The sequence below is a fragment of the Candidatus Woesearchaeota archaeon genome, assembly GCA_021735165.1.
Lineage (GTDB): Archaea > Nanobdellota > Nanobdellia > Woesearchaeales > 21-14-0-10-32-9 > JAIPET01.
The window spans coordinates 1-25,576 of the sequence record JAIPHP010000002.1 but is presented as its reverse complement, the minus strand read 5'-3'; the positions used below and the strand labels follow the sequence as shown (position 1 = coordinate 25,576).

27 protein-coding genes and 2 tRNA genes are annotated in these 25,576 nt (G+C 31.3%); 14 read left to right on the top strand and 15 right to left on the bottom strand.

Features of this window, described 5'->3' with window-relative positions; genetic code table 11:
* Window positions 1–36 precede the first annotated feature (36 nt).
* A complete protein-coding gene (locus K9L97_00775) occupies window positions 37–810 on the top strand; it encodes an HIT domain-containing protein (protein ID MCF7871546.1) in 774 nt (257 codons plus the stop codon).
* Between the two features lie 4 nt (window positions 811–814).
* Window positions 815–1,312 carry an HIT family protein gene (locus tag K9L97_00770; GenBank protein ID MCF7871545.1) on the top strand — a complete coding sequence of 166 codons (498 nt, stop codon included), beginning with the start codon at window positions 815–817 and terminating at the stop codon, window positions 1,310–1,312.
* On the opposite strand, the gene K9L97_00765 is transcribed toward K9L97_00770, so the two are convergent.
* Entirely contained in the window at window positions 1,309–2,172 is an 864-nt protein-coding gene (locus tag K9L97_00765) for an A24 family peptidase (protein ID MCF7871544.1), read from the bottom strand. The two genes, K9L97_00770 and K9L97_00765, sit on opposite strands and share 4 nt — an antisense overlap.
* A gap of 53 nt (window positions 2,173–2,225) precedes the next feature.
* Between K9L97_00765 and K9L97_00760 the strand changes: the two genes are divergently transcribed.
* Window positions 2,226–2,918 (top strand): undecaprenyl diphosphate synthase family protein, encoded by a 693-nt coding sequence (locus K9L97_00760; protein MCF7871543.1) that lies wholly within the window; start codon window positions 2,226–2,228, stop codon window positions 2,916–2,918.
* A 7-nt stretch (window positions 2,919–2,925) separates the two neighbouring features.
* Here K9L97_00760 and K9L97_00755 read toward each other — a convergent pair whose 3' ends face one another.
* The 3 genes from K9L97_00755 to K9L97_00745 are packed head-to-tail and all read right to left on the bottom strand — an operon-like array spanning window position 2,926 to window position 4,982.
* Entirely contained in the window at window positions 2,926–3,516 is a 591-nt protein-coding gene (locus K9L97_00755; protein ID MCF7871542.1) for a methyltransferase, read from the bottom strand.
* A gap of 1 nt (window position 3,517) precedes the next feature.
* The gene (locus K9L97_00750; GenBank protein ID MCF7871541.1) at window positions 3,518–4,324 is read right to left on the bottom strand and encodes a hypothetical protein; all 807 of its coding nucleotides are present in this window, start codon (window positions 4,322–4,324) and stop codon (window positions 3,518–3,520) included.
* Window positions 4,317–4,982, bottom strand: a complete 666-nt coding sequence (locus tag K9L97_00745; protein ID MCF7871540.1) for a hypothetical protein — start codon at window positions 4,980–4,982, stop codon at window positions 4,317–4,319. Before K9L97_00745 ends, K9L97_00750 begins: the two co-directional genes overlap by 8 nt.
* An 83-nt stretch (window positions 4,983–5,065) precedes the next feature.
* Here K9L97_00745 and alaS point away from each other — a divergent pair, with 83 nt between their 5' ends.
* Both alaS and K9L97_00735 read left to right on the top strand, forming a co-directional pair.
* Complete coding sequence (gene alaS, locus K9L97_00740) at window positions 5,066–7,576, top strand: alanine--tRNA ligase (GenBank protein ID MCF7871539.1); 2,511 nt, start codon at window positions 5,066–5,068, stop codon at window positions 7,574–7,576.
* A 227-nt stretch (window positions 7,577–7,803) separates the two neighbouring features.
* A complete protein-coding gene (locus K9L97_00735; protein MCF7871538.1) occupies window positions 7,804–8,895 on the top strand; it encodes a hypothetical protein in 1,092 nt (363 codons plus the stop codon).
* Here K9L97_00735 and K9L97_00730 read toward each other — a convergent pair.
* The 3 genes from K9L97_00730 to K9L97_00720 all read right to left on the bottom strand — a co-directional run bounded on the left by K9L97_00730 (window position 8,892) and on the right by K9L97_00720 (window position 10,432).
* Window positions 8,892–9,248 (bottom strand): hypothetical protein, encoded by a 357-nt coding sequence (locus tag K9L97_00730; GenBank protein ID MCF7871537.1) that lies wholly within the window; start codon window positions 9,246–9,248, stop codon window positions 8,892–8,894. The two genes, K9L97_00735 and K9L97_00730, sit on opposite strands and share 4 nt — an antisense overlap.
* A 150-nt stretch (window positions 9,249–9,398) precedes the next feature.
* A complete protein-coding gene (locus K9L97_00725; protein MCF7871536.1) occupies window positions 9,399–9,851 on the bottom strand; it encodes an NUDIX domain-containing protein in 453 nt (150 codons plus the stop codon).
* 329 nt (window positions 9,852–10,180) lie between these two features.
* Window positions 10,181–10,432, bottom strand: coding sequence for a hypothetical protein (locus K9L97_00720; GenBank protein MCF7871535.1), 252 nt, complete (start codon window positions 10,430–10,432; stop codon window positions 10,181–10,183).
* Window positions 10,433–10,621: 189 nt separating this feature from the next.
* Here K9L97_00720 and K9L97_00715 point away from each other — a divergent pair, with 189 nt between their 5' ends.
* Window positions 10,622–14,134, top strand: coding sequence for a hypothetical protein (locus tag K9L97_00715; protein ID MCF7871534.1), 3,513 nt, complete (start codon window positions 10,622–10,624; stop codon window positions 14,132–14,134).
* Window positions 14,135–14,244: 110 nt separating this feature from the next.
* Here the strand turns inward: K9L97_00715 and K9L97_00710 are convergent, their stop codons facing one another.
* Both K9L97_00710 and K9L97_00705 read right to left on the bottom strand, forming a co-directional pair.
* On the bottom strand, window positions 14,245–14,760 hold the full coding sequence (locus tag K9L97_00710) for a HEPN domain-containing protein (GenBank protein ID MCF7871533.1): 516 nt from the start codon (window positions 14,758–14,760) through the stop codon (window positions 14,245–14,247).
* A complete protein-coding gene (locus K9L97_00705) occupies window positions 14,735–15,310 on the bottom strand; it encodes a nucleotidyltransferase domain-containing protein (protein MCF7871532.1) in 576 nt (191 codons plus the stop codon). Before K9L97_00705 ends, K9L97_00710 begins: the two co-directional genes overlap by 26 nt.
* 315 nt (window positions 15,311–15,625) lie before the next feature.
* Here K9L97_00705 and K9L97_00700 point away from each other — a divergent pair, with 315 nt between their 5' ends.
* Entirely contained in the window at window positions 15,626–16,630 is a 1,005-nt protein-coding gene (locus K9L97_00700; GenBank protein MCF7871531.1) for a Fic family protein, read from the top strand.
* A 199-nt stretch (window positions 16,631–16,829) separates the two neighbouring features.
* On the opposite strand, the gene K9L97_00695 is transcribed toward K9L97_00700, so the two are convergent.
* Window positions 16,830–16,903: transfer RNA gene (locus K9L97_00695), tRNA-Ala, on the bottom strand.
* Between the two features lie 81 nt (window positions 16,904–16,984).
* Between K9L97_00695 and K9L97_00690 the strand changes: the two genes are divergently transcribed.
* Entirely contained in the window at window positions 16,985–17,614 is a 630-nt protein-coding gene (locus K9L97_00690) for a hypothetical protein (protein MCF7871530.1), read from the top strand.
* A complete protein-coding gene (locus K9L97_00685; GenBank protein MCF7871529.1) occupies window positions 17,583–17,822 on the top strand; it encodes a hypothetical protein in 240 nt (79 codons plus the stop codon). The genes K9L97_00690 and K9L97_00685 overlap by 32 nt, the downstream gene beginning before the upstream one ends.
* 3 nt (window positions 17,823–17,825) lie before the next feature.
* Here K9L97_00685 and K9L97_00680 read toward each other — a convergent pair.
* A tRNA-Ala gene (locus K9L97_00680) sits at window positions 17,826–17,957 on the bottom strand.
* Between the two features lie 140 nt (window positions 17,958–18,097).
* On the opposite strand from K9L97_00680, the gene gltX reads away from it, so the two are divergent.
* Complete coding sequence (gene gltX / locus K9L97_00675; protein MCF7871528.1) at window positions 18,098–19,771, top strand: glutamate--tRNA ligase; 1,674 nt, start codon at window positions 18,098–18,100, stop codon at window positions 19,769–19,771.
* Here gltX and K9L97_00670 read toward each other — a convergent pair.
* On the bottom strand, window positions 19,765–20,070 hold the full coding sequence (locus K9L97_00670; GenBank protein ID MCF7871527.1) for a hypothetical protein: 306 nt from the start codon (window positions 20,068–20,070) through the stop codon (window positions 19,765–19,767). The genes gltX and K9L97_00670 overlap by 7 nt on opposite strands.
* Before the next feature lie 107 nt (window positions 20,071–20,177).
* On the opposite strand from K9L97_00670, the gene K9L97_00665 reads away from it, so the two are divergent.
* Complete coding sequence (locus tag K9L97_00665) at window positions 20,178–20,348, top strand: DUF1931 domain-containing protein (protein MCF7871526.1); 171 nt, start codon at window positions 20,178–20,180, stop codon at window positions 20,346–20,348.
* A 10-nt stretch (window positions 20,349–20,358) separates the two neighbouring features.
* Here K9L97_00665 and K9L97_00660 read toward each other — a convergent pair whose 3' ends face one another.
* From K9L97_00660 to K9L97_00650, 3 genes are read right to left on the bottom strand one after another with little or no spacing between them, the layout of a single operon-like run.
* Complete coding sequence (locus tag K9L97_00660) at window positions 20,359–20,604, bottom strand: hypothetical protein (GenBank protein ID MCF7871525.1); 246 nt, start codon at window positions 20,602–20,604, stop codon at window positions 20,359–20,361.
* 4 nt (window positions 20,605–20,608) lie between these two features.
* Window positions 20,609–21,226 carry a hypothetical protein gene (locus K9L97_00655; protein ID MCF7871524.1) on the bottom strand — a complete coding sequence of 206 codons (618 nt, stop codon included), beginning with the start codon at window positions 21,224–21,226 and terminating at the stop codon, window positions 20,609–20,611.
* A gap of 39 nt (window positions 21,227–21,265) precedes the next feature.
* Window positions 21,266–22,858, bottom strand: a complete 1,593-nt coding sequence (locus tag K9L97_00650) for a thermosome subunit (GenBank protein MCF7871523.1) — start codon at window positions 22,856–22,858, stop codon at window positions 21,266–21,268.
* Between the two features lie 123 nt (window positions 22,859–22,981).
* On the opposite strand from K9L97_00650, the gene K9L97_00645 reads away from it, so the two are divergent.
* The 3 genes from K9L97_00645 to K9L97_00635 all read left to right on the top strand — a co-directional run bounded on the left by K9L97_00645 (window position 22,982) and on the right by K9L97_00635 (window position 25,406).
* The gene (locus K9L97_00645; protein MCF7871522.1) at window positions 22,982–23,524 is read left to right on the top strand and encodes an AAA family ATPase; all 543 of its coding nucleotides are present in this window, start codon (window positions 22,982–22,984) and stop codon (window positions 23,522–23,524) included.
* A gap of 66 nt (window positions 23,525–23,590) precedes the next feature.
* A complete protein-coding gene (locus tag K9L97_00640; protein ID MCF7871521.1) occupies window positions 23,591–24,271 on the top strand; it encodes a ThiF family adenylyltransferase in 681 nt (226 codons plus the stop codon).
* Window positions 24,272–24,368: 97 nt separating this feature from the next.
* Window positions 24,369–25,406 (top strand): DHH family phosphoesterase, encoded by a 1,038-nt coding sequence (locus K9L97_00635; GenBank protein ID MCF7871520.1) that lies wholly within the window; start codon window positions 24,369–24,371, stop codon window positions 25,404–25,406.
* Window positions 25,407–25,576 lie beyond the last annotated feature (170 nt).

The following is a 25,576-nucleotide window of genomic DNA, read 5'->3' as shown; positions in this document are numbered from 1 at the left end:
AATAAGTTTATATAAAATTACTGACAAACCAACATCATGAGTGAACAACCCGACTTTTCAAAGATGACCCCTCAAGAAATAGCAGAATACCAAAAAAAAAATTGTATATTCTGTAAAATAATAGCTGGAGAAATACCCTCAAAAAAAATATATGAAGACAAAGATTTCTACGGAATATTAGATATAAATCCTGCATCACAAGGACACATACTTCTACTACCAAAAGAACACGTTCAAGTAATGCCTCAAATGAAATCAGAAATAGTTGCAAATTTAGGAGAAACAATACAAAAAGTCTCAAAATTAATATTAGAAAGCTTAAATTGTAAAGGAACCAGCATATTCATAGCAAACGGAGCAATTGCAGGACAAAAAGCGCCACATTTCATAATACACATAATACCAAGAAATGATGATGATCAAGTACCTTTAAATCCCAAATTCGAAAAAATACCTGATCAACAATGGGCCGAATCTTATGAAAAAATGTACGAATCAATATATGGAAAAAAACCACAGACAGAAGAAGAAAAAACAAAGAATAAACAAGTAACATCAAAAAACAAAGAAACACAAGATGCAGATGATAAAAAAGAAGACGAGAACCTCAAAGAAAACGATGAAGACATGATTGAAACAAAAGAAAATGAACTCGACACTCAAGAAGAAAACAAAAAAGAAGAACAAGTAACATCAAAAAACAAAGAAACAGAATCACAAGAAAATTCAAAAGAAGATGAAACGATAAAAGAAGATGAAACCATAGAAAAAGAAGTAGATTTAGATAAAATATCAGAATTATTCAAATAAAAAAATGTATTCGGAAATAATATTAGAGGATGAAGAATTATTTGTAATACAACCACAAAATGCTATTACGAAAGGACATACAATAATAGTTCCTAAAGAAAAGTACACGATATTAGAGGAAGTGCCGAAAGATCTAATAAAAAAAATGTTGCAAACAGCAAACAAAATATCATCGATATTATTTGAAACAATGCAATGCCACGGAACAAATATATTGATACAAAACGGTACAGCTGCAGGACAGCAAAACCCGCAATTCTCAATAAACATACTGCCAAGATATGAAAATGACGATATAAATTTCGAATGGACTCCAAAACAAGCAACCCAACAAGAACTCGCAGAATCAGAACAACTCTTCAAAAATAGAGAAGATGAAGAAAATAAAAAGAAATATTTAGAAGAACAAAAAAATAAAACACAACCAAAAAAAGAAGAAGAAATAAAAGAAGACGATGAAAAAGAGAACTACCTAACAAAATCACTTTCAAGAACAGCCTAAAAAAACAGACTAAGCCACGCTCCAAAAAACAAACAAATCAAATAAGCAAACAAAAAACTAGGAACAAAAGGAACGCCTTCTCTAACATCGACAAAATCAACATTTTTTTTCAATAAAAAAATATCCTTCTTCTCCAAACCCGTTTTACTAGAAGAAAAAAATTTACCATTCTTTAACTTAACTTTACCAACAATCCAATCTCCTTCAACAAGACTATTCACAGGAATTCTTTTAACCATACAATACTTCTCCACGACCTTGGAAAAAAAATACAGATAAAAATACAACATACAAAACAAAAGTAAAGACCATAAAATCACCTTAAAAAACAAACCCAATCCTAAAAAAAACACTATTAAAATAAAAAAAACGAATGCTCCTAAAAACCAATTCTTAAAAGAATACAACTTAGAACTTTTAGTAAAATTAGCATAGCCTCTCAAAAAAACCTTGAAATTCTTAAAAACAAGAAAAAAACTCCAAATTAAACCCCATAACGCACCAACTAAAAAAATAGAAATAAAAAAAGAAATAAAAAAATTATCAAAAAATCTCAATCTAAATAAATCAACACCAAATAAAAAACCTAAAGCCATCAATAATTTAGCATCTCCACCGCCCCATTGACCAGTATAATAAAACAATAAACTAAAAACTAATGCGAACAAAAAACCAAAGATACCACTAACAAAAAACATATAATCATAAAAATAAGCTGATAAAAAAAGAGAATGAATAATTCCAAACGCAAATAAACAATAACTTAAAACATCAGGAACTTCTCTAATCCTAATATCTACAATACTTGCGATAACTAAAGCAAAAACAACAATCAACGAAACACCATCAAAAATAACCATAAAAACAATATCCAACTAAATATTTAAATACTTTACTCATCTACTAGAAAAAAATGATAATCCCCAACATTCTAAAAGGAAAAAATATGCCAAAACACCTCGCAATAACAACTCATAGAATAAGAAGCTGGGCATTAAAAAACAATAAAGACATAAAAGAGGCAACAAAACAAAACGTGAACAAAATAAAAGAACTAATAAAATTTCAACTAAAAAAAGACATACCTATACTAACAATAATGGTTTCAACACAAACAGAAGAAGAAATACAAGCACTAAATCAATTATTTTTAGAGTTATCTAAAGATGAAATAATACACCATAAAAAAGTAAGGATATACGCAACAGGAAACTGGTACGATGCAGAAGCTACAATGGTTGATCAAATAAAAAAAATGCTAGAAACAACAAAAGATTATGACAATTATTTCATAAATTTTTGCATAAGATATGATGGACAAAACGAAATACTAACAACTGCAAAATTATTAGTTAAAAAAACGATTTACCAAGAACTAAAAATAGATGATTTAACTAAGGACTCCTTCAAAGAAAATATGCCAACGAGTAATTTTATGCCCCCAGAAATCATAATAGATAACAATTGGAAGTACTCAGGATTACTACAATGGGACTCCCAAAATGCACATATAATATTAACAAACAAATTCTGGATGGACTATGACTTAGAAGAAATAAGTAAAATAATAGACCAATATAACAAATACAAAGAACAACAGGATTAAAACTCAATCAAACATTTTCAGAGATATAAACCCTAAAACCACCTTTCTTAACTAAACACTTAACATTACCGAAAACATCCTCCATTTTTTTCTCAAGAGTAAAACCGCCTTTATTGTGCCTGGCAACCAACTGCAAATTACCTCCTTTAACCAAATAATTTTTAGAATCTTCTATCAATTTAAAACAAACACGCCTTCCAGCTGCTATAGGAGGATTACTGATAATAACATCGAATTTATCATTAATTTTTTCAAACAAATCAGACTGAACAACTTTACCTTTTAATTTTAACAACTTCAGATTTTCCGCAGTAACTGAAATAGCTCTCAAATTTACATCGCTAAAAAATACATTTAAATCAGAAAATTTTCTTATTAAAGAAATACCTATAACTCCACAACCACAACCCAAGTCCAAAACTTTACTAAAATCTGAAATTACGGCGTTTTCAATTAAAAGCTTAGAAGCAAAATCTAATTCATCTCTGGAAAACAAACCACTAGCAGACCACAAAGAAAATGAATCTTCTTTTAAAAAAACGTTAATTTTAAACTTTTTTAAATCTGACGTAGGATTTTCAGAAAAATAATGATCCATTTTAATCCATCACACCAATAACATAAAATGCGAAAGTATCTGCTAATCGTAGAGTCTCATTCACGTCAGATCCCAACAATCTAACACAATAATCCTCATAATAAATGCCTGAAAGATTAGACATGCCTATTTCCACAACAAATCTCATAGGATTAGCAGTATCACAATTGGCAATAGTGCTATTAACACCTTCAAGTTTTTCAGTTAAAGCACTCTTAGTTCTGCCATCTGAAAAACCAACAACATGACTTAAAATCTTAGCAACTTCAATGCCTGACAACGCAAAAGAACCGCTGGTTAAAGCTTCAGGTCTTACGGAAACAAAAGCATTCCCTCCAAATTTATGAACAGTTCTCAAATCTTTAGTAATATTGCCATCAAAATAAACATCTTCTAAATCATATGGGTTATAATGGAACAAAGCAGATCTTACACCCGAAGGAGTATCAATAATAGTCTCCCAAAAACCATCAGACCTTAACTTAAATGTATAGTTATTGTAATTAATAGGCACAACAGATTCATTATATTCAACTACAGGGGATTCAAAAATAGAAAAAGACACAATAATAATGAACACCACTAAAACAAATAATAAAAAAACAAATTTCAAACTAACCTTTTTTTTATTTTTAACACTTTTACGTTTAATGTTTTTAGCTTTAACATCTTTAGGTTTAACATCTTCAGGGTTAGCATCTTCAATATTTACAACTTTATTCGTATCCCCTAATTTATTTTTAATTTTACTAGAATTATTTGTCTTAATTGCTTTCTTATCTTTAATGTTATCTTTAGAATCACTCATTCAAAATACCCCAATGAACATAAACCAAGTAATCCCTCAACAAAATCAAATCAGCAGCACTAACATACATATCAAAACAACCACTGATATTTGACGAATAAATACCTGCACTTGTAACATTATTTGGTTCGCCTGCATAAACAACGACAGAAGTACTATTACTAGCATCATCACAAGTAATAACTGTACCCTCATTAAACATATCAGTCTTTAAATATCCGCGCATAATAGGTCTATTAGTACTACTCATAATATCAGGAACTATTAAATCTAAATACTGTTGATACAAGGGTACTTGGCCATTGACAGGCAAAGGCTCAGATGAAAAATAAATGTTGTCCCCAAACAAGAAAGATTCTAAAAAATCCTCATCTAAAGAAAGTTTATTAACTTGATAAGGTGTCGAATAAAACGCAACCTCAAAACCATTAATCTTAGTAACATAAAAGTAATTGCCATTATTCTGACGAGTCTCAAAAGAATAATCCTCGTAGTCAAACCCACTAAAATCGGCATTAACAGGGGCATTATTATTGCTTAAAGCATATCCTGCCATGCTAAAAATCATTAAGCCAACCAAAATAATACCTATAATTATGCTATTTCTTTTCTTTTTCCTATCAGCTAATTCAGCTGAAGATAATTTTCTTTTACTCATAAAACAACAAAAACCAAATAATATTTATATACTTTGCGCAAACATAACATATAAAAAAGAAACAAAAATATCAAAAATAAAAAATGATGCCTGACAAACAGCTAAAAAAACAATTCAAAAAAGAAACAAGCAAAGACCCTAATAAATATTATGCTGTAAAAACACTAAAAAATGAAGGTTATATAAGAAAACAATGCAGTTGTAAAACATATTTTTACACGCACAACAAAGAAAGAACTACTTGTGGAGACCCATCGTGCAGTGGAGGATTCACATTTCTCTCAAAAAAAATATCAAGCAAAAGCATGAATTACATAGAAACTTGGAAGGAATTCTCAAAATTTTTCAAAGAAAAAGGTTACACTCCTATAGAAAGATACACTGTAGTTGCAAGATGGCGAGATGATACAGATTTCGTACAAGCAAGCATATACGATTTTCAACCTTACGTAGTAAATGGATCAATAGATCCTCCAGCAAACCCTTTAGTAGTTCCACAATTCTGTCTCAGATTTAACGATGTAGATAATGTAGGAATAACAATGAGCCATAATACAGGATTCGTAATGATAGGACAACACGCATTTCAGAAAAAAGAAGAATGGGATCAAGAAAAAGTATTTAAAGATCTCCTAGACTGGTTTCTAATAGGTGTTGGGATTCCTAAAGATGAACTAATATTACATGAAGATGCTTGGGCGGGTGGAGGCAACTTCGGACCTTGCATGGAATTCTTTTCAGGAGGAGTAGAACTTGGAAACCAAGTATATATGCTATTTGAACAAACAGAAGATGGTAACAAAGAACTAAATCTAAAAGTGCTAGATATGGGGATGGGTCAGGAAAGAGTAGCCTGGTTCACACAAGGTCAAGGAACTATGTATGATGTAGCATTCCCAACAGTAATAAAAAAATTAATCGAAAAAACAAAAATAGAATACGATGAAGAGTTCATAAAAAAATATGTGCCTCACGCCTCTTATTTAAATCTTGATGAAACAGAAAACGTTAACGAAGAATGGAATAAAGTAGCACAAAAATTAAACATGGATTTAGTCGAATTAAAAAATAAATTGTTGCCTTTAAGCGCTATGTATTCGGTAGCAGAACATTCAAGATCGCTGTTAATTGCGATAAGCGACGGAGCACTTCCTAGCAACGTAAAGGGAGGGTACAATTTAAGAGCAATACTAAGAAGAGCACTAAGTTTCATAGATAAATATTCTTGGGATATTGATTTAGGAGATGTTTGTCAATGGCATGCAAAATACTTAGAACCACAATACCCAGAACTAATTAAAAACATAAATCATGTAAGAAAAATTCTTGAGGTAGAAAAAAGAAAATACGATGAAAACAAAGAAAGAGGGAAAAAACTCATAGAAAAAGCAGTCAAAAAAGAAGTAACCACTCAAACACTAATAGAACTTTACGATAGTCATGGAATGAATCCTGAGGAAATAGAAAAAGAAGCAAAAAAACAAAATAAAGAAATAAAAATACCTGAAAACTTCTATTCTTTAGTTGCAGAAAAACACGAACAAAAAGAACAAATAACTCAAACAAAGAAAAAAGAAATTTTTCCTGTAAAAGAAGAATTAGAACCTACACAAATATTGTACTATGACCACTGGGATTATTTAGAGTTTAAAGCAAGGGTTTTAGAAATCATTCAGGATTATGTCATTCTTGATAAAACAGCATTTTATCCCACAAGTGGAGGCCAAATACACGACATAGGAACAATGAATGAAAAAGAAATTATAGATGTAATAAAACAAGGAAATTTAGTATTGCACAAAGTAAAGAATTTACAAGTAAAACCAGGAGATTTTGTTGAATGCAAAATAGACTATGCAAGAAGACAGCAACTAGCACAACATCACACAGCAACACATATAATGACTGGTTCTGCACGCAGAGTCTTAGGAGATCACATATGGCAAGCTGGAGCAAGCAAAAAACTTGAAAGTTCAAGACTAGACATAACTCATTACGAACAATTAACTGATCAAGAAATAAAAAAAATAGAGGAACTTGCAAATAAAATAGTTGAAGAGAATAGACCAATATACAAATCATTTATGAAGAGAAACCTTGCAGAAGCAAAATACTCTGTTAGAATATACCAAGGAGGCGCAGTGCCCGGAAAAGAATTGCGCATAGTAAACATAGAAGGATTTGATGTAGAAGCATGCGGAGGAACACATTTAGATGTAACTGGAGATGTAGGCCATATAAAAATATTAAGAACATCAAAGATACAGGACGGGATAGTAAGATTAGAATTTGTGGCAGGAAATGCGGCAGAAAAAGAATTTGAAAAAGAAAGAAAAATAATTGCGGAGTCAGAACAAATACTTGATTGTACAAAAAATAAAATACCTGCAAGAGCAGAAGAAATGTTTCAAAAATGGAAAAAAATAAAGAAAAACAAACTCGAAAAATTCAATCTTGAAAGTCAAGAAACCATAGATGGAAATGATGCTCAAATAATACAAAAAACAGCAGATATACTAAAAACTCAACCAGAACACATAATAAAAACATTAAAAAGGTTTAAAGAAGACATAAATAAAAAACTAAAACTATAACAAAAAACTAATTGTGCTAAAGTATAATAAAAATATAAAATCTGAAGATATAATGAAAATTTAAAAAATAAATAATAAAGCACGTAAAAATATTAAACAAAACAAATATTTTAACAGAACAAAAAAATAAATGAACTTTTCGTCAAATAATAGTTACTAAACACAAAAAAAAATTCTTGAGCTAAGGAAAAGCTTAAATACTAACACAATAAAAAAAGTAAACAACAATGATTGAATTAAACACTCTTCTAAACACAGAAATAAAAAACCGAATGGCTTCACAAAACAAATTAAAACTACACGTTCAATCATTCATATCAAAATATCAAATAAGAAAAAAAAATAAAATGAAATATCAAGAGAAAAAATTTCTGGAAGGCATAAAACAAAAAATGTTTTGGGAAACAATAACGACAATAGAAGAAATACTAAACCAAAAAAATAACACAATAGATTTAACAACAAAAGAAATAGAAGAAGCACTATATCTTAGCATAAACACAGCATTCATAGCAGAACCGATAAAAAGACTCAAAACCTCAAAAAAACCAAACACAACACTCTATGACATGCTAAAAAACATAAAAACACCAATATACTCAATATTAAACGATAAAATATACGAACACATAATAAATGGAAGATTCTGGGAAAATCTGTGTAGCACAAAATACAAAAAAGAAATGAACGACCAAGAACTCAAAGACAAGGAAGAACAAGAACAAATACTAAAAGAATACCTCAACAACGAAATACCTTTAGAAATAAAATTCATAAACGAAGGAATAGAACTACTGTATACCCAAACAGAAGAATTACCAATAATGGAATTTGAGACTCTAGACGAAATAGAAATAATGCAGTACGAGAAACTCATAAAAAAAATAGATGAACTAGACGAAAATAAAAAACCATATGAATACGATATGGCGCTGCTATTAACTCCGCTAGTAAATTACATACTAGATGAAGAATTAGAAAATAAAAAACTAACAGAAAGCAGCTACAAAATATTAGCTGAAAAAATACAAGACCCTCTATTCAAAAAATACGAAGACGAATACCCCCTAATGAGTCTATATTCTTCAAGAATAGAAAATGAATTAAAACACGAAATATATGAAACGATAAAATTAATAGAATATTTACCAAATAAACTAGACATATTGTATTTAACAGCAATAGAACAAGGAAATCCAAAGAACTGGCACAAAGTAATATCTGAAGAAATAGTAAAAATAGATGCCTGCAACTACAATATAAAAAAAATAATAATAGGAAAAACAAAAGATCAACAAAAACAAGGAAAAACAAATTAAATCAAATTTCTAATATTTCTCAAAGACAAATAACCAAACAACAACAAAACAACACCAACAAAAATAAAACTAGCACTTCTAGGCACAAACAAAACATCAATCAAAAAATAAGCAACACCTAAAAAAGCCAACAAAACACCAACAGCAACTATCAACAAACTAAAAGAATGACTAGCAATATCAAAAACCAATTTATCAACTCTTTTTTTAGTCAATTCAATAGTTTCATCAATTTCTTCTTTAATTTCTTCAACGACCTTACCGACTTCAGAACCAAGAATGGCTCTCTTAAAAGAACGCGCAGCAACACCAACAGTTCTTCTAATAATGCTTTCTTCTTCTTTTTTTCTCATAATAAAACAATTAAGACGCGTATTTAAATATATTTCTATATGAATTTGCTTTCACCCCTAAAAAATATTTAAAGAATTCTTCTATACTTGCTCATGTACGAAATCATTTAATGTAAACAATCCTAATGTTTGAGTGAAATTTTCAGTTTATCATCGTTTTTTAAGTAATGTAGAGGCCCAAAATGCTTTTGCGTTCTTGGAGTTGATATGTCTAATAAGTTCAACAACTGGTGAAGGTTTAATATTTATTTTATCAAGATCATCAATATTTTTCCATTGAAATTCTAATTCAGTTTCATTTGAAGATACTACATCCGAATCAATATCTTTGATATCAATAAGAAAAAAGTTTCCTATTTCATAATATTGTTTTCCTGAGTAATGAATAAAATCGTGTTCAATTGCTCCAATATATCTTATGATTGAAGAATCTTTATTCAATTCCTCTTTTATTTCTCTAATAAGAGCATCTTCACAACGTTCTCCTTTTTCCACTCTTCCTCCTGGTAAAAAATAGTGACATTCTCCTTTTTTATTCAGGATTAGAATTTGGTTTCCTCTAATACAAACGCCTCTAGTTACAAATTGTCTTACAATATTCATAAAAGAATAATTGGATTAGACACTTAATAAATTTATTGAAATATTTATAATTATCAGATAAATTGCTTAAATGTTTAATTGCACACAAAAGCTTTGCTTTTAGGGTGGAAATACACGAAGAAATCAGTTTTGATTTCTGTGCGCAAGAAACTTAGTTTCTTAGAAGACTCGGAGCAGGGATTTTCATTATTCGGCGTTTTACAATATAAATATTATAATTAAGTGTTTCGAATCTTTTTTATACTGATGGGCTCTGCGATGGCAAGTTAAAACGGGTCGCAACAAAGGAACTGTGAATGAAAAAATTATTTCTATTAAATCACAAAGAATTAACCTATTTTTTTATATGGCTTATCTGGACCGCCTATTACTTTAGTATATTTTTTCCCGTTTTTTTCATATACACCGACAGGATTTAAAACGCCGCCTTTTTTCTTTTCTGTATTATCCTTAGAAAGAAAATTTCCATAAGTTTCATGAAAAAAACCATTTTTTATACGTTTTCTAGCTTCTGCATTCATTATTTTTAATTCGTCTTCTGTTTCTTCTTTTTCGTTGCAGGTATTATCGATTGAGCTCATATTACGCTGTTAGCTAAGAGATTATATAATTCTTTCTAAAAATTATGATGTTAAGTGTTGCAGATGTTACTGCAAATTGTTGAAACATGAATAATGAACTCTGCGTCTATCATACCATTTTGGCATAATTTAAAGTATTTTTCAAATTTAAAAGCAATATTTAAATATTCTTCAGGCTAAAAATGAATTATGTCTATATTCAAAACACCACCAAAGCAATTAAATGCTAGATTGGTTAAGCATTTGAATCAATTAGCCGAAGCTGGTTTAAACATTTCTGATTTTGATAAGAAAAAAATTTTAAGATTGGAGGAAATTGATGTTCTGGTAATTCAAGATATTAATGAGTTTCATAAAAATAATATACATCACTATGACAAGATTTACACATATTTGCAAGCTTTAATGAAAGACCTAGAAAAAGTTGTAAATGAACCCAGTAAATATGATAAACAAGAAAAGAACCGGATAAAAGAACTCATTGAAGGAATAGCAAACATTGAGCAAAAGCCAAAACAAATCGATGAAAAAACTAGACAAGAAAGACGGGAACAGCTTAATCAAATGTATTACTCCTTAAATGAATATCCTGATTTAGAAAATGTTTTAATCAATAATTGGTCGCAAACGCTTGAAATAGCTAAAGCTGCAGGAGACCGTAAATACGATGTCTTCGTGCGAGGTTTGCCTTTAATGAAAGAATCCATTAATGAAAATAATTTACTATTTATTGGGCTACAAATGGCAGAACTATCTAAATCCTTGTGGATTCACTCACATGTATTAGAATTTTATTTGCCTGATATAAGGGAGATATTAAATGAAAAAACTTTGCCCTACATAGTAGAACTAGTAAAAGCCTTGGGGGTTGATCAAACAGAATCTGTTTTTAAACATTATTTGCCTGAACTGGTAGATATTCTTAATGAAAATACTTTGCCTGACATGGTAAAACTAGTAAAATCCTCGGGAGATCAAGCAGGAGAGGTCATAAGTTTTTGTTCATATCAAATAGAAAATATTCTTAATGAAAAAACTTTCCCCGACATAATAAAAATAGTAAAAGCCGCTGGAGACTATAGGCTCTTAGTCTTGGAAAAGGGTTTGTCTAAAATAAGAGATATACTAAACGAAAATAACTTACTATCAATAGGACTACAACTAGTAAAAATAGCCAAAGTCTCAGGAGACCAAGCAGAATCTGTACTCAAGAGTTTTTATTATGTAAAATTCAAAATCAACCAAAATAACGTACTATCTATAGGACTACAACTATCAGAATTATTCAAAGCCGAAGGGGAGTTATCAAAACATGTCCTTATGTTTGGGTTTCGTGAAATAAAAAATATTATTAACGAAAATAACATACTATCCATAGGACTATCACTAGCTGAACTAATCAAATACTTAAAATTCAACTCAATTAATTTCTTAAAATATTGGGGTTTGCATAAAATAAAAGACATACTTAACGAAAAAAAACTATTTTATTTAGCAGAAATATCTAAAGCCGCTGGAGACGAAAAAAACGGTTTTTTCTTTTATGGTTTGCTTGAAATAAAAGATGTGCTTACTGAAAAAACTTTGGCCTATTTAGTAGAAATAGCTAAGGTCATAAGAAGTGAAACACACAGTTTCTTTAATGATGGTTTGCTCGAAATAAAACCCGCACTTAATGAAAAAACTTTGCCATATTTAGTAGAGATGGTCAAATTAACAGGAGATCAAACAAACCACGTCTTCAAGCACGGTTTGTCTTCAATAAAAGAAATAATCAATGAAAAAACCCTCCCGCACATATTACAAATAGTCAAAGCTTCAAAAGAACATACAAAAGTGGTCTTTTGTGAGGGTTTGCCTACAATTAAATATATGATCAACGAAGAAAATCTACCAAAAATAACAGAATATTTTATACACATCTTACAAAAAACAAAAGGAGCGGAATGGGAAAATTTCAGTAAATTCGAGCTTCTACTACCGTATTTTAATCGATTTAAAATATTGACATTTCCATTACTAATAATTCCTACAGTAGAATCACAAGGACCTGCTTCATTCATATGCATAGAGTGTTATTCAGGAATTGCCAAATACGAAGGAGTATACAACGAAAAAGACCTGGAACTATTAGTATGGATTACAAGTAAAAAACAAAGAAAAGCACCAGACATATTACATAACCTAATTCTTGAAGGATTGAAACAAAACATCATACAAAAACCAATAAGCCATGATGCAGAAATAATAAAACAATTCCTTGAAAACAGTCCAGCTTACCTACTAGAAATCTACACAGAATTCAGAAACATCTATATAGGAACTCATGAAGATAAACATATACACTACGAAAAACTTTTCAAAGATGTAAAACAATTAAAAAAAGAAATTTTAGATGGCAATTTGACCAAGGATTATGACGAAAACATACTTCTAGGCACCTTATACTCTGTATTTGCACCAGAAGTAACTGTAGATAGACAACAATATAAACGAGCAATACAAAACAGGCAAGACAGACAAAGTGACATACCTGGAGAGCTAAATAAACTAAGCGGCTTAACAGTAAGAATATCTAAAGGAGGCTTTGTACTTAAAGAAGAAGTAAACACTCAATCATGGAACAACCTTGTAGAAGCAGTAACAGAAATCAACCAAAAACCAATACATATAGACCCAGCAGAAACCGGAATGCACATACTAACAGACTTTCTACACGGAGACCTGAGAAATAAACAAAAAGAATACCTAAAATACATATACTCCTACAACATACAACTAGGAAACCAACTACCAAGCTTTAGCAGTGAACATGAAACGCTGATGAAATACAAAGAATTCATAGGAGACAGACTAAGAAATGACTTGATATTATCCTTGTTATCAAAAGCACAAGAAAAATACAAAAACGAATTCCTAGTACTAACAAACACAAATAAAGATTACAGACAATTCGCAAAAACACTCTTTGGAATCTGGAAATCCAACATGAACAACAAAGAAAACAAAATCATAGAAATCATCAACTCAAAAGGATTCAACATCCAAGAGATTAACTGGCCAGAAAACATCGACGTAGATCAAATAAACCAATTCCTAATACAAAACTCTTCAAACATAATAGATAAAAGCCTAGTACAACAAATATTTAATCAATTATATGGAGAACAATACGAAAATATGCAAAAAGAGATGACAAAATTCGAATTCAAAAAAGAAGGACGAAGCCTAACAGGCACACCCTTCAAATTCATACTAACCAAACACAAAATGCACTCAGTAGCAATGTTCAACTTCGGAGTATGCGTTGCAATAGACGACAAACTATGGAATCAACCAGATATGTGGCTAATGATAATACTTGACGAAGAACAAAATGCGTGCGGAGGAGTAATCTATCGAACCATACAAGAACAAGGAAACACTTATTTAATAGCATCAATACAACCCTCATCAAGTATCCTTGCAAGCGTATCACCAGACAACCTATACAAAAAAATTATACAATACTCAAAAACCATGGTAAAAAAACTAGGCTACACCTCTCTACTAATACCAACAAGCTCAACAATACACAGCAACAGAGGCTCAATTCAAGAACTCATCAACGCCCAACAATACCCTCAAATAACACTAAAACAAGAATACGCCTTCTCATACAGTCCATACCACTACACATACCAACAATTCTACATAGTTTAAACCCAATAAAAATACCAAAATGATTAAGTGGACTCACACGAACGATGAGACGAAACAGGTCACAACAAAGGGACAGCTGGGTGTCTACATTTGGCTGTTTTTGTAGTCACCTATTCTTTTATTATCTCACTTATCTTATTTATGAATTTCTTAGCATTTGAGAGTATTTCATCTACTCTTCTTTCTGTGTAGCTTGGTCTTGCTTGGTATCTTGCAGTACTACTTTCTTTTCTTGCGTCTTCAAAATATGTTACATATTCATCTTCGAATATTTTATGAGTTTGATTTAGTATTTCTAAGTCTTCTTTTTCTAATTCATCAGGCACTAATAAATGTCCTAACGCTATTTGCGCTGATTCGTGTGTTTTTACTTCGTAGCCTTTTTTTAGAAGTATTGCTTTTGTTGCATAAAGCATTGCGTAGTACGCAATTGTTATCGACCATTGTAGCCAATAGATTTTTTCTGGAGTTTTAGATGGATTTCTTTGATTTATTGCGATTAGTAAACTTGCCTCTGCTTTTTTAAAGAATAGATTTATTTTGAAAGTTGATGTTGATTTAACTATTAAGTGTTGTCCTTTTAGTTCTTTAAATTTTTCTTCATATTTTTCTTTTATAAATTCCATTTTCAACTAGCCTCCAAAAATCTGAAAATCCCGATAGCAAAATATGAGCTTTTAGTGCTTGTTTTCCTACATTTTCTTCTTTATCCTTCAACATATCTATGAATTCTTTTTCTGTAAAAAACATAGGATTTATTTTTATATCGTAAAGCATTTCTAAATCAGAGAAACTTACTGTTTTTTCTCCAGTTTTGTTAATTATCATCAAATCAACATCGCTAGTTTTATTTTGTGTTTCTTTGGCATAACTTCCAAAGATTAGAGTTATATCTTTAGATTTTTCTTCAATTCTTTTTATTATGTGGTGCTTTTTTATGAATTCAAGTTTTTCTTCGTAGGACGCTATTGTCAAGTATGCTTTCGTAATTTCGTTCCATTTAATCTTAATTAATTTAGATTTCCCTTTGCTTTCTATTTCTGTTGTGTCTTGCATTTTAGCAACAGTTCTGTGAAGAGATGCGTAGGGTATATTGATAGATTTACTTAAATCTAGCAAAGTAAATGTTTCTCCTTTATTTGCTAAGTATAAAATAATTTTTAGCTTATTATCCATATTTGGTTAATATTATCCATATTTGATATATAAATGTTTTGGTAAAACAGACTTCGTCGTAGGGCTTCATGCCCTACTGGAGATTGCGTTCAAAAAGCGAAACTTTTGATGGACTCTGCGATGTGGAGTTAAGACAGGTCACTGAGAGGAGATAGTCACATAACAATAATTTTTACCCTTTATTTTTATATAAGTTGATACAAAGGGTAAAAATTAAATTTTTTTAAATTCAAAAATACCAAATTACCCTTTATTTATATATTCGTCTATTTAAAGGGTAAGATTTATATATTTAGACATTATACTTGATTAAAGATGGTATTTATTTATAAAAAAAGCATAGGAAATAAAGAATATTATTATCTTAGAGCTTCTTTAACAAAAAATGGAAAACAAATAACAAAAGACATAGCATACTTAGGAAATAATCCATCAAAAATCAAAGAAAAATTAGCTCTCCTTCCACAAATTCATCAAAAAGAAATAAGAAAAACCTACAAAACTATTCATAAATTCTTGGAAGTGAACCATTATTTAGAAAAAATAAAGAAAGAAAAATTAAAAAAAGATCAGTATTTGGATGAATCATTAAATGTTGTCGAAGCATGCAAACTTCACTGGAACAACGTTTTTCAAAAATTAGATATTAATTCTAAAGATGAATTGCTTAATGATTTTGTAGTTTCTTTTTCTTATAATACAACTTCCTTAGAAGGAAACACAATAACTCTAAAGGAAGCAGAAAATTTACTAATCAATCAAAAAACTCCTAAAGATAGAACTCTTAGAGAAGTATATGATTTACAAAATACAAGAGTGGTTTTTTTTAAGTATTATGAAAAAATTCCAAACGTCCTTACTCATGACGTAATTCAAGACGTTCATTCGCTTTTGATTGACAAAATTGATGTGCGAAAAGGTTATAGAACACAAGATATTAGAGTTACCAAAACTCGATTTAAATCAAGTCCGGCACAATATGTAAAAACAGACATGACTCTTCTTCTAAAATGGCTCAGGGAGCATAAAAATAAATTGCACCCTTTAGTTTTAGCAACAATATTTCATCACAAGTTTGAAAAAATACATCCCTTTTTTGATGGTAATGGAAGAACAGGAAGGTTGCTTGCAAACATAATTTTGTTACAAAATAATTATCCTCCTTTAATCATACGAAAAAAGAACAGAAAAAAATATTTAGATGCATTATCAAAAGCAGATATTCTTGACTTAAATTCTTCAAGTATAGATGGATATTCTGCTCTAGTAAAATTTAGTGCAAATGAATTTGTTGAAAATTACTGGAACACATTTCTTTAATACATACATGCGATGTGGAGTTAAAACAGGTCACTGAGATGGGACAGTGATTTATCTTAATTTGTTTTTATATTCAGGATATAATTCTAGGAGTTTTTCTTGTGCTTGGGCAAAGAAAATAACTGCAGAGTATTACAGGGGATGGTATGCCTGAATAACTTATGAGTTTAAGTTCCTGCAATGTGGCCTGATGGCTAAATGGACAAGTTGGGATTTGAACCCAAAATCTCTTCGTTGCGAACGAAGCATTCTACCAGATTGAACTACTTGCCCGTAACCAGTTTTTCTGTTCATTTCTCACTTAAGAGTGCTTAAATTAGATAATTTTAAATATGTTTTGGGATTAGCTAATACATGGGGGACAAAATCTATTTATCTAAGAAGGATAATTGTGAAGCAGATATACACGTTGAGAAAGCGATTATTCTTGCACATGAATATCATTTTAAATATCCTGAGAACTACTTAGGATTGCTTGCATGGAGACCAAATCCAGGTGTAAAAGAAGCTATCCACATTTCGCCAATTCTAGCATCAGTATTAGATGAACTTTCCGATTTCAAAGAAGGAACTACACGTGTAAAAGAACAGCATGAGTGGAACATTGAGAGCATTAAAAGAGAATCGACTGCTAACATTGAATTTGGCATGATGCTGGACGACTTTGTGAACGCATTATACCATAAGAACGAATTTGTTTTTCTTAATCATGAAATAATTTTTCCTGTCCTATCAATGGAAGGATTAAATAAAACGCTTGAAAGTAAAGAAGATATTTATGATAATGATATTCATTACGCACAAGATTATAAATATCCAACTTTGAAAAAAGAACTAATAAAATATCTTTTGAACGAGATTCTTATAAATGGAAACACATTTGAAATAGACAACTTTTTCTACCACCCTAAGAAATTTGAAGGAAAACAGATTAAGTTTTCCTGGAAATGGAATGGATTTTTTAGAAGCAGGCATTATGGGTGAGTGGGAAGATAACATTAAGGAAGCAATTGATAAAGCAAATTCATACAGTAGCATAATTCCTGATGGAACGCCTCCCCTAGTGAAACAGTTAGCAAAAGAGGGTCTCTACAATTTGATTGAACAAAATTATGAGGAACACATGAAAAAATTACCTCTTCACGAATCCCATCAAAAAAAGTATGCCCGATACTTACAAGCTGAATTCTAAAACTGGACTCTGCGGGATTTGAACCCGCGGCCTCCCGATCTTTGGACAACAATTTTTCTGGCCGCGTCATGATTTCTGAACACAGCTTACCGTTGTATGCCAACCGAGCGCTCTACCGAACTGAGCTAAGAGCCCAAAATGTATGTGTGGGCTTGACCAAAGGGAAACCCACCTTGGTACCAATGGACGAAACCACTGGAGCTTATAGCCCGAATTTTTTCTTTTCCTTGTTTACAATCAAAGTTTTTATAAATCTTGCCTTGTTATCTTAGCCCATGGATGATGAAGTCTTATTGTTGATCAAAAAGTTGGCGTTATTAAACGCGGTCAAGCATAATGGTAAGGCTAATCCTGGTGCTATTGTTGGAGGCGTTATTGGTACATTTCCTGATTTAAGGTCTCAGATAAAGCAGGTAATGCCTAAGATTAATGAACTTGTTGCTGAAATTAATTCTTTGGATTTTGAGTCTCAGGAGAAGCAATTGCTTGAAATTGATCCTGATGCTCTTGAAAACAAGAATGAGAAAAGGGGTATTTTTGATTTTCTTAATATTAAAGAGGGTGAACAGATAATTACTGCGTTTCCTCCAGGTCCTGAGAAATATCCTCATATTGGTCATGCAAAGGCGTGTCTTGTTAATTATTTGTTGGCTAAATCGTATAATGGTAAATTTATTTTGAGGTTTGAGGATACTAATCCGGATCTTGTTAGGAGCGAGTTTTATGATATTATGCAGGAGGATTTTAAGTGGTTGGGTGTTGAGTGGGATGATCTTGTTTATGCTTCAGATTATATGGATTTGTATTATGGTCATTGTGAAAAATTGATTAGGTCAGGGGATGTTTATGTTTGTGATTGTTCTCCTGAGGAAATTAAGAAAGGTAGGGAGACTGGCGAGTCTTGTTCTTGTAGGGGTTTGTCTGTTGAAGATAATTTGAAGCGTTGGGCGGAGATGATGTTGTCTGCTCAGGGTTCTTTTATTGCTCGTTTAAAGATTGATTTAAAGCATAAGAATTCTACGATGAGAGATCCTACTATTTTTAGGATTATTGATAAGGAGCATGCTCGACAAGGCAAAAAATATAGGGTTTGGCCTAATTATGATTTTCAGAATTCTATAATGGATGGTTTCTTGAAGGTTACTCATAGGATTAGGAGTAAGGAGTTTGAGATGAGGAATGAGTTGCAGAGGTATTTGCAGAATTTGTTAGGTTATAATGAGACTAATATTTTTGAGTTTGGAAGGTTTAATCTTAAAGGTGTTGAGGCTTCAGGAAGAATTATAAGGGAAAAAGTTAATTTAGGAGAACTTATTGGTTGGGATGATCCTTCTTTGACTACGCTAAGAGCTCTTAGAAGAAGGGGTTTTTTGGCTGAGGCAATCAAGAATTTTGTTATTAGTACAGGGATTACTAAGAATGAGCCTGTGCTTACGTGGGATGATTTGATTTTACATAATAAGCGTTTGCTTGATGCGAGTGCTAATAGGTATTTTTTTGTGGATTCTCCTGTTGATGTTCGTGTTAGTGGTGCTCCTCATAAGGAGTTTAGTTTGAATTTGAATCCTTCTATTAAGGGTGGTGAGCGAAAGTTTGTTAGTAATGATTTTTTCTTTATTTCCAAAAATGATTTTAATGAGTTAGAGGAAGGTTCTTTGTATAGGTTTATGGAGTGTTTTAATGTAAGGTATTTGGCGGGTTCTGTTTTGGAGTTTGTTGATGAGGATATTGATACTTATAGGCGAAGTGGTGTTGGTATGCTTCATTATTTGCCTAAGGATATGGATCTTGTTAGTGTTAGTGTTTTGATGCCTGATAAGTCTGTTAAAAAAGGTTTTGCGGAGCCTTTAGTTAGAAATGTTTCTGTTGGGGATGTTGTTCAGTTTGAGAGGTTTGGGTTTTGTCGTTTGGATAATAAAGAAAATTTTAGTTTTTGGTTTACTCATTGAGAATTTTTTGTATTTGTTTTAGGTCTCCTGTTACCAGTATTTTGTTGTTTGAGTTTATTGTGTCGTAGTTTTTTTTTCCAGTTTCCGTTGAGTCCGTCTATGAATGTTATGTCGTATTGTGTTTTTTGTAATGTTGTGTATGTGTTTGTGTTGTGGTTGTTTTTTATGTTTTGTATTATTTGTTGTGTTATTTTTTTGTTTTGTGTTAGTATGTATATGTCTGTTTTGTGGTTTTTTATTGTGTGTTCGTAGTATTTTTGGATATCTTCGTTATTGTCTTCTAAAATTGCGATTTTCATATACTACGTTGCAGTGGGTTTATTTATAAGTTTTTTTTCTTTTTTTCGATATGTTTATAAATAATTGTTGGATATTTAGTTATTAGAATATTTATCGGAGGGATAATATGAGTGATTCAGTTGTAGTGAAATCAAAAGTTAAGGAGTTAGTTACTGGTTATAATTTGGCAAGTGATTTTGCTGATGCTCTTGATGAGAAAGTAAAGCAGCTTGTTAAAGAGGCTGTTAGAAGAGCTGAGGGTAATAGCAGAAAGACTGTTATGGCTAAAGATTTATAATTTGTTTTTTTTAATTTATTTTTTGTTGTATTTCTCTTACTATTGTTTTTAGGTTTAATATTTTTTGTTGTATTCTTATTGATTGTAGTAAATTGACGTGTTTATTTTTTAGGAGGTCGTACATAAGTTTTTCTGCGATTTGTATTTCTTTATTTATTGCTCTTATGTTTTCTTTTTTTTGTTCGTTTTCTTTTGTTATTAGCACGTATTCTTTTTTTAGTCTTTTTAGGTAGTTTGTGATTTTTTGTTTGTTCATTTTTTTAGAATAAGCCGAGTATTTTTTTATGTTTTTTTTCTGGTTGCGGTTTGTTTATTTGGCTGAAATTAGGGTTTTTTTGTTCAAGGGGTGTTTGTTGAAAGTTAGGTTTTGGCAAGTTATAGTTATCGTAGGGTTCTGAGTTTTGAGTGTTGTTGTTTGGTGGTCTGATTTGGTTGTTTGGATATGGTTCTTGTCCGTATGGGTTTTGATTGTATTTATCTTGTTGCGTTAGGTCTATTTTTGAATTATTTTCGTCATTGTATTGGAATTGGTCGTAGTATGGGTCTTGCATTTCTTGATCTGGTGTTTGTTGAGGGTGTGTTTGATTTTCTAAGTAGGGGTTTTGTGTGTTTTGGTTCGTAGTTGTTTGTTCTAGTTGTTCTTTTAGTTGTTGGTTTTCTTTTTTTAGTATATTTATTTCATCTGTATCTGTTGTTAGTTCTTCTTGTGCATGTTCAAATATTTTTGTTAGGGTTGTTATTGACGCGTTTAGTCTTTCCATGGAGTTAATTAGAATTTTTTGATCTTGTCCTAATATTGAGTTGTTTTTTTTAATATCGTCTAGTTCATTTCTTAGTTTTTGTATTTCTTCGTGTGGTAGAAGTTCGTATTCGTCCATAAGATAACCTCTTTTTTTATTTAATTTATTTTTTATTATTTAAATGTTATCTATATCTGGTTGATTTTGTTGTTTGTTGTTTGTGTTTGCTAGTATTACATCATCTATTCTTAGTATCATTGTCGCAACTTCTGTGCTGCTCATTATTGCTTGTGTTTTTGTTTTTAATGGTTCTATTATTCCTGCTTCCCATGCATCTATAACTTTTCCCGTTGTTATATTTATTCCTGGCCAAGTTATTTTGTTTAGGTTGCTGTTTAGCTCTGTTAGTACGTCTATTGGGTCAAGTCCCGCGTTTTCTGCTAGTGTTTTTGGTATTATTTCTAATGATTCTGAGAATGCTTGTACAGCTAGCTGTTCTCTTCCGTTTAGTTCTTGAGAGTATTCTTTTAGTTTTTTGCTTAGTAGAATTTCTGTTGATGCTGCGCCTCCTACTGCTTTTTTTTCTTTTAATGCGGTTGCTATGTCTCCTAGTGCGTCTTCTGCGGCTCGTGCAGCTTCTTCTACTATGTGTGTTGTTGTTCCTCGCACTAGTATGGTTACTATTTTTGTATTTGTGCAGTCTTCTATGTATGTCATGTGTTCTTCGTTTACTTTCACTTCTTTTATTGTTCCTGCGGTTCCTAGGTCTTCTGGTTTTATATCGTTTATGTCTGAGATTAGTGATGCTCCTGTTGCTTGAGCTATTTTTGCCATATCGCTTTTTTTAACTCTTCTGCACGCATATATTCCTTTTTTTTGTAGTAGGTGTTGAGCTAAGTCATCTATTCCTTTTTGGCAAAAGATTACGTTTGCGTTTGTTTCTGTTATTTTGTTTATCATGTTTTTTATCATTTTTTCTTCTACGTCTAGGAATTCTTGTATTTTTGCGGGGTCATTTATTGTTATTTTTGTGTCTATATCTGTGCTTTTTACTTCTATAGGGCTTTCTATTAGTGCTATTTTTGCATTAGTTATTTTTTTTGGCATTGAGCTGTGTGTTTTTTCTTTGTCTATCACCAAGCCTTTTATTAGTTCTGAGTCTTTTATTGTTGTTCCTGTCTTTTTTTGGATGATTATTTTTTCTCTTAAACTCTCTGTTTCGTTGCTAAGTATTTTTGTTGCTTTTATTAGTAGTTTGCTAAGTGTTTCTTTTGAGTCTTCAGAGCCTTTTCCAGTCATTGCGGTTTCACATATTTTTTTTAGTGTTTCTTCATCTGTGTCTTTTGCCATGTTGTTTAGTATTTTTATGGATTGTTCGGCAGCCATCTGGTATCCTTTTGTTATTATTGTTGCATGTATATTTTGGTCAAGTAGTTGTTCTGCTTTTCTTAGTAGTTCTCCTGCTAGTATTACTGCAGTTGTTGTTCCATCTCCAACTTCTTCTTCTTGTGTTTTTGCTACTTCTATAATCATTTTTGCAGCGGGATGCTCTACATCCATTTCTTTTAGAATTGTTACTCCGTCGTTTGTTACTATTATTTCTCCTAGTGTGTCTACTAGCATTTTATCCATGCCTTTTGGTCCTAGTGTTGTTCTTACGGCTTCGGCTACTAGTTTTGCTGCTAATATGTTCATTCTTTGCGCGGTTTTACCAGTGTTTCTTTGTGAATTTTCGGATAGTATTGTATCGTTTGAATTGTTATTTTTCATGTTTTCTCCACCTTTTTGGAGAAATGTTTGTTTGTTTATATACCTTTTTATGTTTCTTTTTTTTGTTATTTAATGAAAATTTAATAGAAATTTTTATATTGTAGTTGTTTTTTTGTTTATTTTATGATAATTTCAGTTTCTGGAACACCAGGTAGTGGTAAGAGTACTGTTTGTGATATTGTTGCTAAAAATTTGGGGTTGTCTAGAAAGTCTGCGGGTTTTTTTATGAGGTCAATTGCTAAAAAAAAGGGTTTGACTTTGTTAGAGTCTGCTAGGTTAGCTGTTGAGGATCCGAGTTTTGATAGGACTGTTGATAATGCTTTGAGGGATTGGGGTAGGGAGAATGATGATTTTGTTGTTGATTCTAGGTTAGCATTTTATTTTATTCCTACTAGTTTTAAGGTTTTTTTGAAGTGTAATTTGGAGGTTGCTGCTCAGAGAATTTTTTCTGATAAAAATCAGATTCGAAAAAATGAAGCTGATAATTCTTCTGTTAAGGATACTTTAAAACATGTTGTTGAGCGTGAGGATCTTGAGCGAAAGAGGTATTTGAAGTATTATGGTGTTGATTTTTTGGATGAGTCTCATTACGATTTAGTTGTGGATACTGTTAATCTTTCTCCTGAGCAAGTTGCTAATATTATTATTAGTTCTTTGAAAAAGTGATTTTAATCTATTTTAATCCATAATCTTTATATAAAACTTGTATTTTCCTATTTTTGTGACTATATTATGGCAAAAAACAGATATTCTCATCATGAATTAGTGGAGCAGTTAGGTGGAAAAGCGGAGATTATGAGAGCTAAGACAGTTACTGTTGTGGGTATTGGCGGGGTTGGTTCCGTTGTTGCTGAAATGATTGTTAGAGCAGGCATTAATCTTAGGATTGTTGATAAGGGTCGTGTTTTTGAAGAAGAATTGCAAAGACAAGGTTTGTTTTTGGAAGAGGATATTAATAAGTTTAAAGCAAAGCAAGCTAAAAAACGTCTTCAAGCTATTAATCCTAATATTGCGGTTAAGGCTTTTCATGAGGATTTGACTGAGCAAAACGTTTATTTGGTCGAGTCTGATTTGGTTGTTGATTGTTCTAATGATATGGATGTTTCTTTAATGCTTGATAAGTATTGTTATAAAAAGAACATTCCTATGATTTATTGTTATGTGTCTGGTACTCAGGGTCAGGTGTTTATTGTTGATAAGAAGGTTTCTTTGTCGGAGATTTCTGATTACATAGAAAATACGAGGATTAGGGAAGCTGGAATTTTGAGTGCTACAGTTCATACTGCTGCAGGTATTGTGGGTGCTAAGGTTGCCAAGGTTCTTTTAGGAGCTAGTCATCAGGATAATATGCTTTCTTTTGATATTTGGGATATGAATTTTGATAAAAAGTTTGTTAGAAAGAATAAAAAATGATGTGTGTTTTGTTCTTAAACTTAGATTTTTAAAATGTTTATTAGGCTATTTTTAATGTATACAAAACTTTTTAAGTGTGTTCTTTGTCTTGTTTTATATGATTTCAGATACTGATTTGGCTTATATTAGGAAAAGGTTGAAAGAAGCAGTTAGGCCTTTGTTTTTTTTTGATGATGATGCTGATGGTTTATCTTCCTTTTTACAGTTGTATGCTTTAGTTAAAGAGGGAAAAGGCGTTGTTGTAAAGGGAAAGCCTGTTCTTGAGGCTCGTTATGCCAGAAAGGTTGAGGAGTATTGTCCTGATCTTGTTGTTATCTTAGATAAGCCTTTGGTTGAGGATGAATTTTTTGATAAAGTTAGGCAGGATATTATTTGGTTGGATCATCATCCGGTTCCTAGTAATTTTAGAAGGGCTAAGTATTTTAATCCTAGAATTCAAGATTCTGAGGATGGTAGACCTACTAGTTTTTGGTGTTATTTGATTGTTAAAAATGATGTTGTTGATGTTTTATGGAAAGCTATGTTTGGTGTTGTTGGTGATTGGCATTTGCTTTTAGAGGATGAGTGCCGAGAAAAGTATCCTTATTTGTTGCCTGAGAACATTAAGAGTCCTGAAGATGCTCTTTTTAAGACTGATCTTGGTAAATTGGTTAAAATTATTAATTGGAATCTTAAGGGTTCTACTAGTGATGTTATGAAATCTGTTAAGGTTTTAACAAGGATTAATGATCCTTATGATATTCTTGATCAAAAAACATCTAAAGGTAAGTTGATTTTTAAGAAGTTTGAAAAGTTAGATTCTTCTTATAATGATTTGATTAGTCGTGTTAAGCCGGGCAAAGATAAGATTTTGTATTTTTGTTATGATGATTCTTCTATTGCTATAAGTTCTGAGCTTAGTAATGAATTATTGTTTTTATATCCAAGTAAAGTTATTATTGTGGCTCGTAGTGTTGGTGGCGATTTAAGGATGTCTATTCGTTCTAAGGGCATTAATGTTGCAGGGATTGTTGAAAAGGCTGTTCAGATTACTGGTGGGCATGGAGGGGGTCATGATAATGCTTGTGGTGCTAACATTCCTGAGGATCGTTTAGAGGATTTTTTGAGCGTTTTTAGAGATGCTTTGAAACAGTGATTCGTTTTTTTTCTTTTGTCTGTTGATTAATAACTGTGTTATCCTGTAAGTATTTCCCTTCGATACCTTTTTTCGTTTTATCATTTATTAAACCTCCGCTTTCAACTTTCGTTGAAAGGCTTGTTCTGGTGTTTCCAGAACATTAAATCTAAGAGCCATGTGTGGCCTTA

Bases quoted from the DNA above. Each gene is read 5' to 3' on its own strand.
- K9L97_00775 (MCF7871546.1), top strand. From the start codon at position 37: ATGAGTGAACAACCCGACTTTTCAAAGATGACCCCTCAAGAAATAGCA.
- K9L97_00770 (MCF7871545.1), top strand. From the start codon at position 815: ATGTATTCGGAAATAATATTAGAGGATGAAGAATTATTTGTAATACAA.
- K9L97_00765 (MCF7871544.1), bottom strand. From the start codon at position 2,172: ATGGTTATTTTTGATGGTGTTTCGTTGATTGTTGTTTTTGCTTTAGTT.
- K9L97_00760 (MCF7871543.1), top strand. From the start codon at position 2,226: ATGATAATCCCCAACATTCTAAAAGGAAAAAATATGCCAAAACACCTC.
- K9L97_00755 (MCF7871542.1), bottom strand. From the start codon at position 3,516: ATGGATCATTATTTTTCTGAAAATCCTACGTCAGATTTAAAAAAGTTT.
- K9L97_00750 (MCF7871541.1), bottom strand. From the start codon at position 4,324: ATGAGTGATTCTAAAGATAACATTAAAGATAAGAAAGCAATTAAGACA.
- K9L97_00745 (MCF7871540.1), bottom strand. From the start codon at position 4,982: ATGAGTAAAAGAAAATTATCTTCAGCTGAATTAGCTGATAGGAAAAAG.
- alaS (MCF7871539.1), top strand. From the start codon at position 5,066: ATGATGCCTGACAAACAGCTAAAAAAACAATTCAAAAAAGAAACAAGC.
- K9L97_00735 (MCF7871538.1), top strand. From the start codon at position 7,804: ATGATTGAATTAAACACTCTTCTAAACACAGAAATAAAAAACCGAATG.
- K9L97_00730 (MCF7871537.1), bottom strand. From the start codon at position 9,248: ATGAGAAAAAAAGAAGAAGAAAGCATTATTAGAAGAACTGTTGGTGTT.
- K9L97_00725 (MCF7871536.1), bottom strand. From the start codon at position 9,851: ATGAATATTGTAAGACAATTTGTAACTAGAGGCGTTTGTATTAGAGGA.
- K9L97_00720 (MCF7871535.1), bottom strand. From the start codon at position 10,432: ATGAGCTCAATCGATAATACCTGCAACGAAAAAGAAGAAACAGAAGAC.
- K9L97_00715 (MCF7871534.1), top strand. From the start codon at position 10,622: ATGTCTATATTCAAAACACCACCAAAGCAATTAAATGCTAGATTGGTT.
- K9L97_00710 (MCF7871533.1), bottom strand. From the start codon at position 14,760: ATGGAATTTATAAAAGAAAAATATGAAGAAAAATTTAAAGAACTAAAA.
- K9L97_00705 (MCF7871532.1), bottom strand. From the start codon at position 15,310: ATGGATAATAAGCTAAAAATTATTTTATACTTAGCAAATAAAGGAGAA.
- K9L97_00700 (MCF7871531.1), top strand. From the start codon at position 15,626: ATGGTATTTATTTATAAAAAAAGCATAGGAAATAAAGAATATTATTAT.
- K9L97_00690 (MCF7871530.1), top strand. From the start codon at position 16,985: ATGGGGGACAAAATCTATTTATCTAAGAAGGATAATTGTGAAGCAGAT.
- K9L97_00685 (MCF7871529.1), top strand. From the start codon at position 17,583: ATGGATTTTTTAGAAGCAGGCATTATGGGTGAGTGGGAAGATAACATT.
- gltX (MCF7871528.1), top strand. From the start codon at position 18,098: ATGGATGATGAAGTCTTATTGTTGATCAAAAAGTTGGCGTTATTAAAC.
- K9L97_00670 (MCF7871527.1), bottom strand. From the start codon at position 20,070: ATGAAAATCGCAATTTTAGAAGACAATAACGAAGATATCCAAAAATAC.
- K9L97_00665 (MCF7871526.1), top strand. From the start codon at position 20,178: ATGAGTGATTCAGTTGTAGTGAAATCAAAAGTTAAGGAGTTAGTTACT.
- K9L97_00660 (MCF7871525.1), bottom strand. From the start codon at position 20,604: ATGAACAAACAAAAAATCACAAACTACCTAAAAAGACTAAAAAAAGAA.
- K9L97_00655 (MCF7871524.1), bottom strand. From the start codon at position 21,226: ATGGACGAATACGAACTTCTACCACACGAAGAAATACAAAAACTAAGA.
- K9L97_00650 (MCF7871523.1), bottom strand. From the start codon at position 22,858: ATGAAAAATAACAATTCAAACGATACAATACTATCCGAAAATTCACAA.
- K9L97_00645 (MCF7871522.1), top strand. From the start codon at position 22,982: ATGATAATTTCAGTTTCTGGAACACCAGGTAGTGGTAAGAGTACTGTT.
- K9L97_00640 (MCF7871521.1), top strand. From the start codon at position 23,591: ATGGCAAAAAACAGATATTCTCATCATGAATTAGTGGAGCAGTTAGGT.
- K9L97_00635 (MCF7871520.1), top strand. From the start codon at position 24,369: ATGATTTCAGATACTGATTTGGCTTATATTAGGAAAAGGTTGAAAGAA.